The sequence below is a fragment of the Bradyrhizobium sp. NBAIM14 genome (assembly GCF_020193895.1).
Lineage (GTDB): Bacteria > Pseudomonadota > Alphaproteobacteria > Rhizobiales > Xanthobacteraceae > Bradyrhizobium > Bradyrhizobium yuanmingense.
In genome coordinates, this window is record NZ_JADYVQ010000005.1 from 264,987 (window position 1) to 281,599 (window position 16,613).

Consider the following 16,613-nt stretch of genomic DNA (forward strand, 5'->3'; position numbering starts at 1 on the left):
AGAGTTCATGCGCAGCGAACAGCCAAAAGCGTGACAGCTCAGGATCTCGTCGCGCATTAGCGCACCGCCTGATCAATTGCCGGCTGCTTGCCACGGGCCCGGTCGCAGTCGCTCAGATATCCGTCTGCGTTGGTGGCCCGACCATAATCGTGATCGCAACACTCCTGCTGACGTCGCTTTCGTGATGGCCGCGCGCCCCGGAATGCGCTTTGATGGCGCAAACAACAATCCGGAGGAAACTAATGCGGTTCATAGCCCTCGTATCGGCGCTGCTTTTGCCGCTCGGTGCGGCATTCGCCCAGGACTATCCGACCCGGCCCATCACCATGCTGGTTCCATTCGCGGCGGGCGGGCCGACCGACACCATCGCGCGCCTGACCGCGGCCGGCATGGCGAAATCGCTGGGACAGCAGGTCATCGTCGAGAACGCGACCGGTGCCGGCGGCACCATCGGCACGACCCGCGCTGCGCGCGCCCAGCCGGACGGCTACACGCTGCTGATCCATCACGTCGGCATCTCGACCGCGGCGACGCTCTACCGCAACCTCAGCTACGACACCAAGACGGCCTTTGCGCCGATCGGGCTCGTGACCAACGCGCCGATGACCATCATTGCGCGGCCCGATTTCCCGGCCAACACGCTCAAGGAGCTCGTCGCCTACGCCCAGCAGCAGGGCGACAAGCTGACCTACGCCAACGCCGGCCTGGGTGCGGCCTCCCATCTGTGCGGCATGCTGTTCATGACCGCGATCCAGAAGCAGCTCACCACGGTGCCCTACAAGGGCAACGGCCCGATCATGAACGACCTGCTCGGCAAGCAGATCGATCTCACCTGCGACCAGGCGACGAACACGACCGGGCCGATCACGGCCAAGCAGGTCAAGGCCTACGCGATCACCACCAAGGAGCGGCTGAAGAGCCTGCCCGATCTGCCGACGGCCGACGAGGCCGGCCTGAAGGGTTTCGAGCTCGGTGTCTGGCACGGCATCTATGCGCCCAAGGGCACGCCGCCGGCGGTCGTTCAGAAGCTGACGGCGGCGCTGCAGACCGCGCTCAAGGATCCCGCGCTGATCGCCCGGTTCAACGACATCAACACCGAGCCGGTCCCGCAGGACAAGGCGACACCGGAGGCGTTGGGCGCGATGCTGACCAGCGAGATCGACCGCTGGGCGCCGATCATCAAGGCCGCCGGGCAATACGCGGATTGAGCTATTGCGTCCCGCCGGGCTTGAAGGCCGAGCGGGCAAAAAGCAGCTTGTTCAAAGGCTCGCTTGCCGGTGCCATAGTGCCGGTACTGTGCATGGGGTTGTTTTGCACGTTTGGTTGGAGTGCGGTGGAGACGTTAGCCCGCCGCCTCGTCGAACTGCGCGCTCGCCTCGAGCCATTGCTCCTCGGCGCGTGCCAGCGCGTCGGCGGCATTGGCACGCGCCTTGGACAGCTGCGCCGCCTGCTTGGGATCGCGCGTAAAGATGTCGGGCAAAGCGAGTGCCGTGTCGATCTTGGCGATGATCTCGCTGACGCGGGCGATCTCGGCCTCGGCTTCGGCGATGCGCTTCTTCAGCGAGCCGCGATTGTCCGCTTTCGGCCGCTGCGGCTTCTCAGGCGGCGCACTGCGCTCGCGCGGGGCTTCCGCGTTGCGCGTGGACAGCACCAGGCGGCGATACTCGTCGAGATCGCCGTCGTAATTGGTCACGGTGCGGTCGGCGACGATCCAGAGCCGATCGGCGCAGGCCTCGATCAGATAGCGGTCGTGCGAGACCATGATCACCGCGCCGGGAAACTCGTTGATCGCTTCCGCGAGCGCGCCGCGGCTGTCGATGTCGAGATGGTTGGTCGGCTCGTCCAGGATGATCATGTTGGGGCCGAAGAAAGTCGCAAGCCCCAGCAGCAGGCGCGCCTTCTCGCCGCCTGACAATTTGCCGGCCTTGGTGTCGGCCGCCTTGCCGGAGAAGCCGATCGCGCCGGCGCGGGCGCGCACCTTGGCTTCGGGCGCATCGCCCATCAGCTTGCGGACGTGGTCGTAGGCGGAGGCGTCCTCGTTGAGCTCGTCGAGCTGGTGCTGCGCGAAATAGGCGATCGACAGCTTGTCGGCGCGCGTCACCTTGCCCGAGAACGGCGCGAGCCGTCCCGCGAGCAGTTTTACAAGCGTCGACTTGCCGTTGCCGTTGGCGCCGAGCAGCGCGATGCGGTCGTCGTTGTCGATGCGCAAGGTGACGCGGCCCAGCACCGGGCTCGCCGGGTCGTAGCCGACCGAGGCGTTGTCGACGGCGATGATCGGCGGCGACAGAATCTTTTCCGGCGCCGGGAAGCTGATCTCGCGCACGTCCTCGGTGACCAGCGCCGTGATCGGCTTCAGCCGCTCCAGCATCTTGACGCGCGACTGTGCCTGCCGGGCTTTCGAGGCCTTGGCCTTGAAACGATCGACGAAGGACTGCAGGCGAGCGCGCTCGGCCTCCTGGCGCTTGACCGCCTTGGCGTCGAGCAGCTCGCGCGCGGCGCGCTGCTCCTCGAAAGAGGAGTAGCTGCCCTTGTAGAGCGTGAGCTTGCCGCGCTCGAGGTGCAGGATCTGGTCGACCGAGCTTTCCAGGAGGTCGCGGTCGTGGCTGATCACGATCACCGTGCGCGGATAATGCGCAAGGTGATCCTCCAGCCATAGCGTGCCTTCGAGGTCGAGATAATTGGTGGGCTCGTCGAGCAGCAGCAGGTCGGGCGCCGCGAACAGCGTTGCCGCGAGCGCAACGCGCATGCGCCAGCCACCGGAGAACTCGGCGCAGGGGCGGAGCTGATCAGCGGCGGAGAAGCCGAGGCCGGAGAGAATCGCAGCCGCGCGGCTCGGCGCCGAATGGGCGTCGATGTCGACGAGGCGGGTCTGGATCTCCGCGATGCGGTGCGGGTCGGTGGCGTGCTCGGCTTCGTTCAGCAGCGCGTCGCGCTCGAGGTCGGCCTTGAGCACGACCGAGATCAGGCTTTCGGGGCCGTTCGGCGCTTCCTGCGCGAGGCTGCCGATGCGCCAGCGCGGCGGCAGGGTCACCGAGCCGTGCTCGGCCGCGAGCTCGCCGCGGATCACCTTGAACAGCGTCGACTTGCCGGTGCCGTTGCGTCCGACCAGGCCGACGCGCGATCCGGGCGTGATCTGCACGGAACTCTGGTCGATCAGAAGGCGTCCGGCGAGGCGGATGGAGAGGTCGGTGATGGCGAGCATGCGGCCTTGTCACCGCAAGGCGCGGCGAACGCAACTCGTTTTTGCGTTAGTGCGTCTCGCGTTCGCGCCGCTGCAGCTCGTTCAGGAGCTGCTCGAGATGGGTCGGAAGGCGCGGCTCGGGCCGGAGGCTCTGCTGCAGCCGTTCGCCCACGGCATCGCAAATCGAGCGGCTGGTGCGCCGGTCGATCTGTTCGCTGTCATTGGCAAAAAGCCCAGCCATCGCAAGGTTCCGTGTTCTCGAAGTAAAGACACGGTACCAAGTCATTGCCGGCGAAATGGTTTCGCTGGCTTTGGGGAAAGCCGGGTATTCTCGTAAAAATTGTATGAGCGGCGCTTTGTACGCTCAAGGCAAAGCCCCGGCGAGGGGGGCGCCGGGGCTTCTCTTGGAAGGTACCTGGGGGGCTTAGGTAGCCTTCGGAAGGTGCTGACGGATTCAGTAGCAGCGGTTGATCAGCCGCCAGCGGGGTCCCCAGGGGGTCGGGACCAGCCGGCGCACATAGCAGCCGCCATAACCGTAGGAGACGGGACCGCCGGCGTAGAAGCGCGGTCCGCCCCAGCCATGGCCGTGGTGATGGCCGTGGTGATGGTGCGCGTGCCCGTGGTGCCGGCCACCGCCATGCCCGCCGCCTTGCCAATGAGCGGAGGCCGAGGTCGGCGCCAGCGCAGCTCCCAGCGCGGCTGCGGCGACAGCGGCAAGCGAAAGTTTCCTCAACATGGTTATCTCCTGAAGACTGCCAGCGCGGGGCTATCGCGCCGATGGAAAGGCCGCCGAAACGGTCCGCCTGAGGTCAGGCTTCGGTTTCGATGGGCCCAACCTTACGCCGGGGAAGCTGAACCGGATCCTGACAGCGGTTTCAGATTGGGTTCATCTGGGTGAAATTGTCGTCATCCAGCGGATCGGGAGCCATCCCCTCGCGGAAACCGCCTATGAGGCTGTTCCGCGGTCGCTTGCCGTCCGGCAAAGGCGCCGATATAAGCCCCGCAACCCCGAACCCCCGCTTTCTCCCCAAGGACAAGATCATGGCCATCGAACGCACTTTCTCGATCATCAAGCCCGACGCGACCGAGCGTAATCTGACCGGCGCAGTCAACGCCGTGATCGAGAAGGCGGGCCTGCGCATCGTCGCGCAGAAGCGCATCCGCATGACCAAGGAGCAGGCCGAGACCTTCTATGCCGTCCACAAGGCGCGCCCCTTCTTCGGCGAGCTCGTCGAATTCATGACCTCCGGCCCGGTCGTGGTTCAGGTCCTGGAAGGCGAGGGCGCGATCGCCAAGTACCGCGAGGTGATGGGCGCGACCGATCCGTCCAAGGCCGCCGAGGGCACCGTGCGCAAGCTCTACGCCAAGTCGATCGGCGAGAACTCGGTGCACGGTTCGGATGCGCCGGAGACCGCCGCGATCGAGATCGCGCAGTTCTTCTCGGGTAACGAGATCGTCGGCTGATCCAGTCGGCAGACTAGAGGCGACGGGCGAAGGGACTCATTGTGGACTGGCTCTGGCAGATCTTCGATCCCGCTACGATCGGGAGCTTCTTTACCCAGTTCCGCAACGAGATGGCCGCACCGACTTTCTGGATCGCGGTCGGCAAGATCATCTGGATCAACATCCTGCTCTCCGGCGACAACGCGCTGGTGATTGCGCTCGCGTGCCGCGGTCTGTCGCCGCGGCATCGGCTCTGGGGCATGATCTTCGGCGCCGGCGCAGCGGTGATGCTCCGGATCATCTTCACCGGCGTCGTCGCTACCCTGATGGAGCTGCCGTACCTCAAGCTGCTCGGCGGCCTTGCGCTGATCGTGATCGCGGCAAAGCTCCTGGTGCCGGAGAACGAGGACGAGAACGACGTCGACGCTGCCGCGCATCTGTGGCACGCCATCCAGATCGTCGTGGTGGCCGACATCGTCATGAGTCTCGATAACGTCATTGCTGTCGCTGCCGCGGCCAATGGCAGCGTGCCGCTGCTGATCCTCGGCCTTACCATCAGCGTGCCGCTGATCGTCGCCGGCGCCGCGCTGATCATGGCACTGCTCACAAAGCTCCCGGTGCTGGTCTGGGCCGGTGCGGCGCTGCTCGGCTGGATCGCGGGCGAGGTGATGGCGACCGATCCCGGGGTCACGCCGCGGCTGCACGCGCTGTTCGAGGGGCCGTTCGGCGCCTCGCTCGACGCCATGCTCGGGGTCTCGCGCATCCCGCCGCAATTCGGCCATGGCGGGGCCGGCGGCGAGTATTTCTGTGCTGTGATCGGAGTCGTCGTCGTGCTGGTGGTCGGCACCATCTGGCGCCGGCGCAGTCTCACCGCGGCTGCCCTCGAATCCTCCGAACGGCACGCCAAGGCCTCCACGGAGTGACGTTGAAGCGCTGATCGGTGCGGCCGCCCCTCCAGCGATGAGAGGCGTCCACATCACTGAGGCGCTTCCCGCGTTGGCAGGACGCGAGCGATCACCGGCCACGGGTTCGGCCGAATCCTCCCATCATTGCATTCGTATGACCGGCGCGCATCACGCTTCGCGAAAGCTCGCGTCGCGCGCGCGTGCGCGCGGGCGTTGCGTGGAGAGTGGTCGTTCGCAACCCTCACGCGATTTAGACCTTGTCTTATTATAAACTACTAAGATTCAAGGGTGCTTTCGTTGACTCGACGAGGGTTCCCACGGCACCTCGCCCCGACGTTCATGTTCATGAAATCGGAAGGTGCGATGTCGTCGAAAGTGTTTTCTCGTCCTGTTGCCGTTCTTGCCGCTCGCATCAAGACGCTTCTGACGTGCGCCAGCCCGAGAGCCTTCACGGTTTCCGTGGTCTCCATTGCCTTGTGCAGCGACGGCGTCCTGCACGCCAGCAGCGCGCAGAGCGCTGCGCCCCAGGCCGCGGGGGGAAGCACGTTGCCGGCGGTGACCGTCACCGCAGACGCGCCGAAGCCGCGCGCGCGTCCACGAGCCAATCCAGTCAGGAGGGCGGGCCGCGGCGCGCCTGCGAACGAGCGGGCCAAATTGCAGGCGGAAGGCACCCCGACGGCTGCGAGGCCCGGTGCACTGCCGCGGACCTACGCAGGCGGGCAGGTGGCACGTGGAGGCCAGGTCGGCTTGCTCGGCAACAAGGATTTCATGGATACGCCGTTCAACATCACGAGCTTCACGGCGAAGAAGATCGAAGATCAACAGGCGGTCACCGTCGCCGATGTCGTCACCAACGATCCCTCGGTCCGTTTCACCGGCCAGACCGGCGGCATTCTCGATTCCTTCTTCATCCGCGGCTTTCCGATCGGGGAAGGCAATGTCGGGGAAATCGCCTTCCACGGCGTCTATGGCGTTGCACCGAACTACCGCGTGTTCACCGATTACGTCGAGCGCATCGAGATCGTCAAAGGCCCGACCGCGCTGCTCTACGGGATGGCGCCGAACAGCAGTGTCGGCGGCACCATCAACATCGTTCCGAAGCGTGCCGGGGATGTCGATCTCACGCGGGTCACGACTGACTACGCGTCAAACACCCAGCTCGGCACGCATCTCGACGTCAGCCGGCGGTTCGGCGAGAACCGCGAATTCGGCATTCGCGTCAATGGCAGCTATCACAACGGCGATACGCCGTTGGACAATCAGTCCCGCGAGGCGCATGTCGGCTCCGCAGCGTTCGATTATCGCGGCGAGAAGTTCAGGGCCTCGCTCGATTTCATCGATCAGGAGGAAAAGTTCGACGCGCCGACGAGACCGTTCCTGGTCGCAACCGGCGTCGCCGTTCCGACCGCGCCGGTCGGACGGCGCAACGTCACGCAATCCTGGGAATTTGCCAAGGTTCACGACAACTCGCTTCTGGCGCGCGCCGAATACGACGTGACTGACGCAGTGACGGTGTTCGCCAATGTCGGCGGCGGCAGGACCCAGGTCGACCGTCTGTTCGGGACGCCGACGATCCTGAACGCGGCTGGCAACACCACGTCGACACCGGGACGATTCAAGTTCGACATCGACAGGAACGTGGCCGACGTCGGCGTGCGGGCCCGAATCGAGACTGGCGCGATCAGTCATGCCGTGAGCTTGCAGGGGAGCTACTACGGGGATGAGATCTCGCGGGGCTCGGTGAACGGCACGGCGGTGTCGTCCAACATCTATGCGCCGATCGCCCGTCCCCAGCAGTTCGTTGCGGCTCCCGCGACCGTGCCGCGGCTGTCGGACACCGAGCTGACCGGCATTGCGCTGGCGGACACCATGTCGGTTCTCCAGGAGCGGCTTCAGCTGACGGTCGGCGTCAGGCAGCAGGGCGTTAGGTCGAACAACTACAACACCACCACGGGCGCCGTGAGCTCGGCCTATGACCAGACGGCGTTCACACCGATGGTCGGCGTGGTCGTCAAGCCCTGGAGCAACGTTTCGCTCTACGCCAACTATATCGAAGGGCTCAGCAAGGGCGATACCGCACCGACGACGGCGGCGAATCAAGGCGAGGTCCTTGCGCCGTATCTGAGCAAGCAGAAGGAAGCAGGCGTCAAGGTCGATTTCGGCACGCTCGCGACCACGATCAGCCTGTTCGAGATCACCAAGCCGTCGGGGCAGACGGGTGCCGGCGACGTCTTCCGGGCTGATCAGGAGCAGCGCAATCGCGGCGTGGAATTCACGGTGTTCGGAGAAGTGCAACCGGGCATTCGCGTTCTTGGCGGCGTGACGTTGATCGACGCGGAGCTGACGAAGACGAACACGCTGGCCAATCTCGGCAAGACGCCGATCGGAGTGCCCGAGGTGCAGGCCAATCTGTCCGCCGAATGGGACACCCCGTTCGCACCGGGGCTGACATTGGTCGCCAACACCATCTATACCGGGCACCAATATCTGAATGGGGCAAACACGCAGGTTGTTCCGGCCTGGACGAGGCTCGATCTGGGCGCGCGCTACACCACGCGCATCAACAACCGGCCAGTGACGGTTCGGGCCCTGGTCCAGAATGTGTTCGACACCAACTACTGGGCTGGCGTCGCGAGCTTCTCTGCGCTAGCGCAAGGCTCGCCCCGAACCCTGCTCTTGTCGATGTCGACCGACTTCTGAGCTTTGGCCTCCTCGGGCCGGCTGCGGAGCTGGATCGGGCGCAGACGACGGGTGCTCTGAATGGACCAAACAATCAGGGCACCACGTCGAGGCGGCTCGGCGCCCGCCCGATCCAGGATGATGCCCGGACGCGTGCAGCACGCGCTGCTGTGGGCGCACCGTTGGTTCGGATTGATCGGCGGCATCGTCGTGGTGCTGATCGGCCTGACTGGAAGCTTCATCGTCTTCTACCGGGAGATCGATGTCGCCCTGAATCCGGCGCTCTATGCGCCCGCCGGTCCGGAGCAGAGCGTCACGTTAGCGGAGGTGATGCACGCCGCCGCGGCAGCGGATCCCGCGCCGATCGCGACGATCCTGGCGCCAGACCGGACCTGGCCAGTCTGGATCGTGATCCATTCGCACGAGACCACGCCAGGCAGCTACCCGAACCGGTGGACGACTATGGTCGATCCTTCCAACGGCAAGGTGCTCGGGCGGCGTGACTACGCCAACGCGTTCGCGCTCAAGGTTTACCGTCTCCATTTCACGCTGCTGCTCTACGAGTTCTGGGGCAAGGAACTGGTCGGCGTGGCCGGGTTCGTGCTGCTCGGCTTGGCGGTCTCGGGTCTCTTCCTTTGGTGGCCGAAGCCGGGGCGATTTTGGCGATCGATCTCGGTGCGCAAGAACGTCTCGCTGCTTCGATTTGTTCTGGACCTTCACGGTGCGGCAGGCTTTTGGGCGCTGTCCGTGCTCTTGTTGATCTCGATCACCGGCGTCGGCATCGTTTTTCCCGACCTGGTGCGGCCCATCGTCGGCCTCGTGTCGCAGCCGACGCCTGATCGCTCGCCGCGAGTCGAAATGCCGCCTCCGGCAGGGACGCCGGTGCTCTCACCTGACGCGATCATGCGACGCGCGCAAGAGGTCAAGCCCGGTGCGACGGTCGCCATGCTCAATCCGCCGACCGCAACGCGCAACACCTGGCGGGTGCAATTCCGTCCTGATGGAGCTGATCCCGCGGTGCGGTCGCGTGGAGCGATCTGGCTCGATCCGTGGAGCGGCGCTGTGGTGCACGACCGCACGCCGGGCACCATGTCGATGGGGGACCGCTATCTCGCCGAGCAGCTCTGGCTCCACAATGGCGCGTCGTTCGGATTCGCAGGACGCCTGCTGGTGTTCGCGGCCGGCTTCGCACCGCTCGTCCTCTTCGTCAGCGGCGCGATGATGTGGCTCAAGAGACGGCCCGGGAGGATGAGGCCCGGCTGAGAGGTCAGCGCCTGACGATTGAACCGGCGCGGCCAACCAGGCGGGCGAGCTGACGGAAGCGGCTGCCGACGCGGTCGGCGACGAGGTCGCCGAGCCGGTGCTCGAACACCAGCATCAATTTGCGGCCCTGGCTGCGGAAATGCGTGGCTGGCAGGACGCCGGGACGTGCGGCCGAGATCAGATGCGCGACGCGGAACGCAGCGCCCAGGAGGCGCGCGCGTTCGAGCTGGGCCGGCGTCAGCAGCTCCTGCATGGTGACCGGCGGCTGGTTTTCCTCGCTGAGGCCGGCATAGCGATAGAACACCGACAGGCCGACGAAGGCGCGTTCGGTGTGGGTGATCGCGCCGAAATTGCCGTTGACGACGAGGCTGAGCGTCTGCTCGCCGCGATGATCGGGATGCACGCGCCAGCCGATGTCGGAGAGCAGGCACGCGGTGTGGCGGAGGCGGCGGTCCACTTCCGTCTCGCGCAGCTTGACGACGCGCACCAGGCGGTCGGTCCAGGCAATCAGCTCGCGCGCGTGCCTGGCCGAACGCGACAGCAGCTGGTTCAGCTCCTCCGCCGCGCAGATCAGCCCGTCCTTGTTGCGTTCGGTCTCGGGCAGCTTCTCGTGCAGCAGGCCCTCGCGCACGCCGAAGGTGGAGAACACGATGTTCTTTGGCTTCGCGACGCGGATGATGTGCTCGAGCACCAGCGCCGCATAGGTGAGGAGAGGGCGCCGCGCATCGGCGACGATCTCGATGTCGGCAAGCATGTCGGCGGCGGCGAGGCGCCGCAGGCGGCGCGAGAAGTCGAGCGCCTCGGCAGCCGGAATGGAATAGCCGTGCATCACCTGAAGCGGATAGCCGCTCTGGATGATGTGGATGCGCGCGAGCGCGCGCCAGGTGCCGCCGACGGCATAGAAGGTGCGACCGCGGCCGGCAGTGAGTAAGTGGACCCCGTCGATCTCGTCGCGCACGATGCGGTCGGCGCGCTTGAGCGATTTGTGGGCGAGGTCCTGCAGTGCGAGGCCGCCGAGCGGCAGCGTCACGCCGCTGCGTACGGCGTTCCTGCGCACGTCGATCAGCTCGAGCGAGCCGCCGCCGAGGTCGCCGACGATGCCGTCTGGATGGTGGATGCCGGAGATCACGCCGAGCGCGGACAGTCGTGCTTCGCGCGAGCCCGACAGGATCTCGATCTTCACCGCGCAGATCCGCTCGGCCCTGGCGATGAAATCGGGGCCGTTGGAGGCGTCGCGGCATGCGGCGGTCGCGATCGCGAACACGCGTCCGACCTTCATCACCCGGCACAGCGCGCGAAACCGTTTCAGCGAGGTCAGCGCCTTGTCGATGGCGTCGGGCGCGAGCAGGCCCGTGCTCTGCACCTCGCGCCCGAGGCCGCACAGCGTCTTCTCGTTGAAGATCGGGATCAGGCTGCGCGCCAGCGCCTCGTAGACGACGAGGCGGACCGAGTTGGAGCCTATGTCGATAACCGCGACGCTCGAGCCGCGCTTGCGCGGCCGCTTCACGTCGCAAATCCCCGATCAGGATTGATGACGTTCGTTCCGGCGCGTGAGACGACGCGGCGAGGATTCCTTGAGCGACTTTCCACGGCCAGACAGACTCGGATTCGTCATGAAGTAGTTGTGGACGTTGAAAGGCTCCTCGCCCTTCGCGGTCTTCATACGCGTTGAAGACCCATCCGGCAACAACTGCCAGCTCTGCTCATTGTCCTTCAGGTTCGCGACCATGATCTGTTCGAGAACCTGCTGATGCACCGTCGGATTTTGCAGCGGACACAGCACCTCGACGCGGCGGTCGAGGTTGCGCGGCATCATGTCGGCGGACGAGATATACACAGCCGCTTTCGCGCTCGGCAGTCCCTGGCCCATGCCGAAGCAGTAGATTCGGCCATGTTCCAGGAAGCGGCCGATGATCGACTTGACGCGGATGTTCTCCGACAGACCGGGAATGCCGGGCCTGAGGCAGCAGATGCCGCGCACCACGAGCTCGACCTGGACACCGGCCTGCGAGGCCTCGTAGAGCGCGTCGATGATGTCGGGATCGACCAGCGCGTTCATCTTCATCCAGACCGCGCCGGGACGGCCATGCCGCGCATGTGCGGTCTCGCCCTGGATGTGCTCGATGATGCGCTTGCGCAAGGTCAGCGGCGACACCGCCATTTTTTCCAGATCGCTCGGCGCGGCATAGCCGGTGATGAAATTGAACACGCGCGCGGCATCGCGGCCGATCGTCGGGTCCGAGGTGAAGTAGGAGAGATCGGTGTAGATGCGCGCGGTGACCGGGTGATAATTGCCGGTGCCGGTATGGACGTAGGTCGTCAGGCTGCCGCCCTCGCGGCGCACCACCATCGAGAGCTTCGCGTGCGTCTTCAATTCGAGGAAGCCGTAGACGACCTGCACGCCGGCGCGTTCGAGATCGCGTGCCCAGCGGATGTTGGCTTCTTCGTCGAACCGCGCTTTCAGCTCGATCAGCGCGGTGACTGATTTGCCGGCTTCGGCCGCTTCGGCCAGGGCGCGCACGATCGGTGAATTGTTGGAGGTGCGGTAGAGCGTCTGCTTGATCGCAACGACGTCGGGGTCGCGCGTGGCCTGCTGCAGGAATTGCACCACCACGTCGAACGACTCGTAGGGATGGTGGACGATCAGGTCCTTCTGCCGGATCGCGGCGAAGATGTCGCCGCCATGCTCGCGCACGCGTTCGGGGTGGCGCGGCACGTAAGGGGTGAATTCGAGGTCGGGCCGGTCGAGGCGGGTGAGCTGCGAGAGCTCGTTCATCGCCTGCACGCCGTCGACCAGGAAGATCTCGTCGTCGGCGGCGGAGAGCGCGTGCTGCACGAAGCTGCGCAGCTGCTCCGGCATCTTGGCGTCGATCTCGAGCCGGATCACCGATCCGCGGCGGCGGCGCTTCAGCGCGGTCTCGAACAGGCGGACGAGATCTTCGGCCTCCTCCTCGATTTCGAGCTCGGAGTCGCGGATGATCCGGAAGGCGCCTTGGCCGTGCAGATTGTAGCCGGGGAACAGGCGGTTGATGAACAGGGCGGTGGCCTGCTCCAGCGAGATCAGGCGCACCGTGCCATCCGCCGGCAGGCGGATGAAGCGGTCGATCTTGCCGGGCATGCGGATCAGCGCGTTCATCTGCTTGCCGTCGGCGGCGCGCGTGAGCTGCAGCGCGATGGTGAAGCCGAGGCTCGGAATGAACGGGAAGGGGTGGGCCGGATCGATCGCCAGCGGGGTCAGGAGAGGGAACACGTTGTGGAGGAAGTAGTCCTCGATCCAGGTTCGTTCCGCCTTTGTGACGTCCTTGCCGTCGACCAGCACGATGCCGACCTCGGCCAACGTGGCGCGCAGGTCGCGCCAGATCGCCTGCTGGTCGGAGGCGAGCTGGGAGACGGTGCGGTTGATCAGCGCCAGCTGCTCGGACGGCGTCAGGCCGTCGGGGCTGCGCTCGGCGATGCCCTCGCGGACTTGGGCCTTGATGCCGGCGACGCGAACCATGAAGAACTCGTCGAGGTTATTGGCCGAAATCGACAGGAATCGCACCCGCTCCAGCACGGGGTGGCTCGGGTTGACCGATTCCTCCAGGACGCGGCGGTTGAAATGCAGCCAGGACAGCTCGCGGTTGATGAACCGCTCGGGACTGGACGCGATCGCCGGAAGGCTCTCGGTTTCCGGGGCTTTCTCTTTCGTTTCAACAGCTTGCGCAGAGTCCATCAGAAGTCGGTCCATCCAGTTCACCCCAATTGCGACTCAAGCGCAAAAATCGGCGGGAGCATGTGTTAGAGCGATGACGTTTCGATGACATTGATGTTCCGCCCCTGCACCGCGTCAAGCGGACTTCGGGGAGGCCTGCGAGCCTGTCAGGCGTCCCGGAGCAGCTCGGCGGCCAGCGCCCGGGTGACGGGACGGCCGAGCCGCAGGGCTTCGCTGTCGAGCAGCTCGACGGCCCGCCGGGCGGCGGCCGAGGACCGTTCCAGGCGCGTCGCGAGGTAGCCGACCACGCTCTCGTCCACATTGAGCTGGCGGTCGGCGCAGAACTTGACGATGAGGCCGCGGAACAGCTGGTCGTCGGGCGGCAGCAGCGTGACCGCCGGAACGGCGCGCAGGCGCGAGCGCAGGTCGCGAAGCTCGATCGGAAGCGCGGCCGGCGCCTCGCGGCCGGTGAACAGGACGTAGGCGCCGTCCTCGCGGGCGAGGTTCATCAGGTGAAACAGGGCACGCTCGTCGAAGTCCCCAGCCTTGAGATCCTCGACCACCAGCGCGCCGGTGGCGAGCGCGCCGGGCACGTCCGTCGCGGTCAGCGCATTGGCGGTGGTCGAGCGGGCGCCGGCTTCCTCGGCCCAGATCGCGGCGAGATGGCTCTTGCCGCTTCCTTCCGGGCCCGCCAGCCACATGATCCGGTTCGGCCATTCCGGCCAGCCGTCGATGAGGCCTAGACCGGCCGCATTGGCGGGGCCTTCGAGGAAGTTGTCCCGGCTGAGGCTCTCCGCATGCGGAAGCGCAAACGCCAATTGTCGGGGATGAACGCGGCCTGCCACGCTTGCTCTGCTCCATGCCGGCGCGCCGGCCCGCTTGTAGAGATTCGACTTGATGGTGCGGGACTTGGCCTTTTGCTGGGCTGCTTCCTCGCTCATTTGGCCTCGATCGTGCTCATGTGCCGCAGCCACTCGACGAGATAGAGCGACACGGAGGAGAGCGTGAAGACCGTGACGAGACCCATCAGGATGATATCATAAGGCGCGGGCTTGAAGCCGAAGGCAAGCGCCGCCAGCACCAAAGCTGCGAATGCCACTTGTGCCACCGTGTTGAGCTTGGACACTTTCGACGGCTTCATCTCGACCGGCCGGTCGAACAACCAGGACACGATCACGGCGGCGACAATCATGATGTCGCGCGAGACCACCAGGATCACGATCCAGCGCGGGATCGCACCCCAGATGCCGAGCGCCATGTAGATCGAGACCAGCAGCGCCTTGTCGGCGAGCGGATCGAGCAGGGCGCCGAGCTCGCTCGTCATGTTGAAGCGCTTGGCCAAAAAGCCGTCCACGGCATCGCTGATGCCGGCGATCAGGAAGACGGCGAACGCCACCTCCATTTGGCTCGACACGATGGCCCAGACGATGATCGGGACCAGCATGATGCGGCCCAAGGTAATGATATTCGGAATACTCACGAAAGCGCTTCCCGGCACCGGTTCTGACCTCAAATCCGGCCCGTTGCAGGCTGAACCGGTTGATATGTCTACATAGTATAGCGGGGAGCGCCATGCGAGCCATTGCGCGTCCCCGGAATTCAACGTAACCAGCCGCAAACCCACTGGAAATCGGGCATGACCGACCGCAAAAACGGCCTCACTTACGCCGATTCAGGCGTCGATATCGACGCGGGCAACCGCCTGGTCGACCTGATCAAGCCGATGGTGCGCGCCACCGCGCGGCCGGGCGCCGATGCCGAGATCGGCGGCTTCGGCGGCCTGTTCGACCTCAAGGCGGCCGGCTTCAAGGATCCGGTCCTCGTGGCCGCGACCGACGGTGTCGGCACCAAGGTCAAGATCGCGATCGAGACCGGCCTGCATGGCGGCATCGGCATCGACCTCGTCGCCATGAGCGTCAACGACCTCGTGGTCCAGGGCGCCGAGCCGCTGTTTTTCCTGGACTATTTCGCCTGCGGCAAGCTCGATCCGGAGGCCACGGCCGCCATCGTCGCGGGCGTTGCGGAGGGATGCCGCGAATCCGGCTGCGCTTTGATCGGCGGGGAGACTGCCGAAATGCCCGGCCTCTACAAGGACGGCGACTACGATCTCGGCGGCTTTGCCGTCGGCGCCGCCGAGCGCGGTACGTTGTTGCCGCGCAAGGACATCGCCGCGGGCGATGCCGTGATCGGTCTCGCTTCGTCCGGCGTGCATTCCAACGGCTTCTCGCTGGTCCGCAAGATCGTCGAGCAGTCGGGCCTCGGCTTCGAGGCGCAGGCGCCGTTCGCGCCGGTGATGACGCTCGGCGGCGCGCTGCTGACGCCGACCAGGCTGTACGTGAAATCGTGCCTGCGCGCGATCCGCGAGACCGGGGCGGTGAAGGGGCTCGCCCACATCACCGGCGGCGGCTTCACCGACAACATCCCGCGCGTGCTGCCGAAGCATCTCGGTGTCGGCATCGACCTGGCACGCCTGCCGGTGCTGCCGGTGTTCAAATGGCTGGCGGCCCAAGCCGGCATCGCCGAGCTGGAAATGCTGCGCACCTTCAATTGCGGCATCGGCATGATCGCGATCGTCGAGCCCGACAAGGTCGACAAGGTCGTCGAAGTCTTCACCGACGCAGGCGAGACCGTGGCGCAGCTCGGCACCGTGATTCCGGCCGAGGGCGAGCACCGCGTCGTCTATAACGGCCACCTCGACATGGCGCTTTAATGACTGGCGCCGTGATGAAGCGCCGCGTCGCCATCCTGATTTCCGGGCGCGGCTCCAACATGGCTGCGCTGATCAGGGCAGCCGCCGCCGCGGATTTCCCGGCGGAGATATCGCTCGTCATCTCGAACAAGGCGGATGCGCCCGGGCTCGAACGTGCCAGAGCGAGCGGCGTGACCACCGAGGTGATCGAAAGCAAGCCGTTCGGCAGGGACCGCGCCGGCTTCGAGACGGTGCTGCAGGCCGCGCTCGACAAGCACGGCATCGAGCTGATTTGTCTCGGCGGCTTCATGCGCCTGTTCACGGCCGAGTTCACCAAGGCCTGGTACGGGCGGATGCTCAACATCCATCCCTCGCTGCTGCCATCGTTCCCCGGCCTCGACCCGCACGGCCAGGCCCTGCGCGCCGGCGTCAAGCTCTCCGGCGCGACGGTCCACTTCGTCATTCCCGAGACCGATGCCGGCCCGATCGTGATGCAGGGCGCGGTTCCCGTCAGCGACCACGATACCGCGGAGACGCTGTCCGAGCGCATCCTCGAAGTCGAGCACCGCATCTATCCCGAGGCGCTGCGGCTGCTCGCGGCCGGTAAGGTCCGCATCGAGGGCGATGTCTGCAGGACGGCGGGAAGCGCAGCGTCGGAGAATTTTCTGGTTGCGCCGGTGGCGCGCTGAAGAGTCGTCGCCGTTTCGGCGCCACAAACAAAATCCCCCGGCAGAGCCGGGGGCAACGTCATGATCGCTCGCA

The 16,613-nt window shown here is 65.8% G+C and carries 14 protein-coding genes; 7 read left to right on the top strand and 7 right to left on the bottom strand.

Translation table 11 applies throughout. The features are described from left to right. Window positions 1–242 precede the first annotated feature (242 nt). Entirely contained in the window at window positions 243–1,208 is a 966-nt protein-coding gene (locus tag I6F28_RS15630) for a tripartite tricarboxylate transporter substrate-binding protein (protein ID WP_036000623.1), read from the top strand. A 134-nt stretch (window positions 1,209–1,342) separates the two neighbouring features. Here the strand turns inward: I6F28_RS15630 and I6F28_RS15635 are convergent, their stop codons facing one another. The 3 genes from I6F28_RS15635 to I6F28_RS15645 all read right to left on the bottom strand — a co-directional run bounded on the left by I6F28_RS15635 (window position 1,343) and on the right by I6F28_RS15645 (window position 3,917). Then, window positions 1,343–3,202: an ABC-F family ATP-binding cassette domain-containing protein gene (locus tag I6F28_RS15635; RefSeq protein ID WP_225112272.1), complete on the bottom strand. Its 1,860-nt coding sequence runs from the start codon at window positions 3,200–3,202 to the stop codon at window positions 1,343–1,345. Window positions 3,203–3,248: 46 nt separating this feature from the next. Further along, window positions 3,249–3,422, bottom strand: coding sequence for a hypothetical protein (locus I6F28_RS15640; RefSeq protein WP_167361656.1), 174 nt, complete (start codon window positions 3,420–3,422; stop codon window positions 3,249–3,251). A gap of 213 nt (window positions 3,423–3,635) precedes the next feature. Beyond that, complete coding sequence (locus tag I6F28_RS15645) at window positions 3,636–3,917, bottom strand: sulfur globule protein precursor (protein ID WP_225140273.1); 282 nt, start codon at window positions 3,915–3,917, stop codon at window positions 3,636–3,638. Between the two features lie 305 nt (window positions 3,918–4,222). On the opposite strand from I6F28_RS15645, the gene ndk reads away from it, so the two are divergent. The 4 genes from ndk (at window position 4,223) to I6F28_RS15665 (ending at window position 9,471) form a co-directional block, all read left to right on the top strand. Next, window positions 4,223–4,645, top strand: a complete 423-nt coding sequence (gene ndk / locus I6F28_RS15650) for a nucleoside-diphosphate kinase (RefSeq protein WP_036000620.1) — start codon at window positions 4,223–4,225, stop codon at window positions 4,643–4,645. A 41-nt stretch (window positions 4,646–4,686) separates the two neighbouring features. Continuing rightward, entirely contained in the window at window positions 4,687–5,547 is an 861-nt protein-coding gene (locus tag I6F28_RS15655) for a TerC family protein (protein WP_225140274.1), read from the top strand. A gap of 345 nt (window positions 5,548–5,892) precedes the next feature. Then, entirely contained in the window at window positions 5,893–8,229 is a 2,337-nt protein-coding gene (locus tag I6F28_RS15660) for a TonB-dependent receptor (protein WP_524536104.1), read from the top strand. A gap of 117 nt (window positions 8,230–8,346) precedes the next feature. Next, a complete protein-coding gene (locus I6F28_RS15665) occupies window positions 8,347–9,471 on the top strand; it encodes a PepSY-associated TM helix domain-containing protein (protein ID WP_036000582.1) in 1,125 nt (374 codons plus the stop codon). A 4-nt stretch (window positions 9,472–9,475) separates the two neighbouring features. Here I6F28_RS15665 and ppx read toward each other — a convergent pair whose 3' ends face one another. The 4 genes from ppx to I6F28_RS15685 all read right to left on the bottom strand — a co-directional run bounded on the left by ppx (window position 9,476) and on the right by I6F28_RS15685 (window position 14,642). Then, window positions 9,476–10,978 (bottom strand): exopolyphosphatase, encoded by a 1,503-nt coding sequence (gene ppx / locus I6F28_RS15670; protein WP_225140275.1) that lies wholly within the window; start codon window positions 10,976–10,978, stop codon window positions 9,476–9,478. A gap of 15 nt (window positions 10,979–10,993) precedes the next feature. Then, the gene (locus I6F28_RS15675) at window positions 10,994–13,183 is read right to left on the bottom strand and encodes an RNA degradosome polyphosphate kinase (RefSeq protein WP_036000566.1); all 2,190 of its coding nucleotides are present in this window, start codon (window positions 13,181–13,183) and stop codon (window positions 10,994–10,996) included. A 146-nt stretch (window positions 13,184–13,329) separates the two neighbouring features. Then, entirely contained in the window at window positions 13,330–14,007 is a 678-nt protein-coding gene (locus tag I6F28_RS15680; protein ID WP_036000575.1) for a P-loop NTPase family protein, read from the bottom strand. A 92-nt stretch (window positions 14,008–14,099) separates the two neighbouring features. Further along, window positions 14,100–14,642 carry a CDP-alcohol phosphatidyltransferase family protein gene (locus tag I6F28_RS15685; protein WP_025035876.1) on the bottom strand — a complete coding sequence of 181 codons (543 nt, stop codon included), beginning with the start codon at window positions 14,640–14,642 and terminating at the stop codon, window positions 14,100–14,102. 156 nt (window positions 14,643–14,798) lie between these two features. On the opposite strand from I6F28_RS15685, the gene purM reads away from it, so the two are divergent. Next, complete coding sequence (gene purM, locus I6F28_RS15690; RefSeq protein ID WP_036000563.1) at window positions 14,799–15,872, top strand: phosphoribosylformylglycinamidine cyclo-ligase; 1,074 nt, start codon at window positions 14,799–14,801, stop codon at window positions 15,870–15,872. 14 nt (window positions 15,873–15,886) lie between these two features. Beyond that, window positions 15,887–16,540 (top strand): phosphoribosylglycinamide formyltransferase, encoded by a 654-nt coding sequence (purN, locus tag I6F28_RS15695; RefSeq protein WP_036000572.1) that lies wholly within the window; start codon window positions 15,887–15,889, stop codon window positions 16,538–16,540. The last annotated feature ends 73 nt before the right edge of the window (window positions 16,541–16,613 follow it).

Excerpts from the sequence above, each read along its gene's own strand:
- ndk (WP_036000620.1), top strand. The coding sequence starts at position 4,223 with ATGGCCATCGAACGCACTTTCTCGATCATCAAGCCCGACGCGACCGAG.
- I6F28_RS15675 (WP_036000566.1), bottom strand. The coding sequence starts at position 13,183 with ATGGACTCTGCGCAAGCTGTTGAAACGAAAGAGAAAGCCCCGGAAACC.
- I6F28_RS15630 (WP_036000623.1), top strand. The coding sequence starts at position 243 with ATGCGGTTCATAGCCCTCGTATCGGCGCTGCTTTTGCCGCTCGGTGCG.
- I6F28_RS15665 (WP_036000582.1), top strand. The coding sequence starts at position 8,347 with ATGATGCCCGGACGCGTGCAGCACGCGCTGCTGTGGGCGCACCGTTGG.
- purN (WP_036000572.1), top strand. The coding sequence starts at position 15,887 with ATGAAGCGCCGCGTCGCCATCCTGATTTCCGGGCGCGGCTCCAACATG.
- purM (WP_036000563.1), top strand. The coding sequence starts at position 14,799 with ATGACCGACCGCAAAAACGGCCTCACTTACGCCGATTCAGGCGTCGAT.
- I6F28_RS15635 (WP_225112272.1), bottom strand. The coding sequence starts at position 3,202 with ATGCTCGCCATCACCGACCTCTCCATCCGCCTCGCCGGACGCCTTCTG.
- I6F28_RS15660 (WP_524536104.1), top strand. The coding sequence starts at position 5,893 with ATGTCGTCGAAAGTGTTTTCTCGTCCTGTTGCCGTTCTTGCCGCTCGC.
- I6F28_RS15640 (WP_167361656.1), bottom strand. The coding sequence starts at position 3,422 with ATGGCTGGGCTTTTTGCCAATGACAGCGAACAGATCGACCGGCGCACC.
- I6F28_RS15645 (WP_225140273.1), bottom strand. The coding sequence starts at position 3,917 with ATGTTGAGGAAACTTTCGCTTGCCGCTGTCGCCGCAGCCGCGCTGGGA.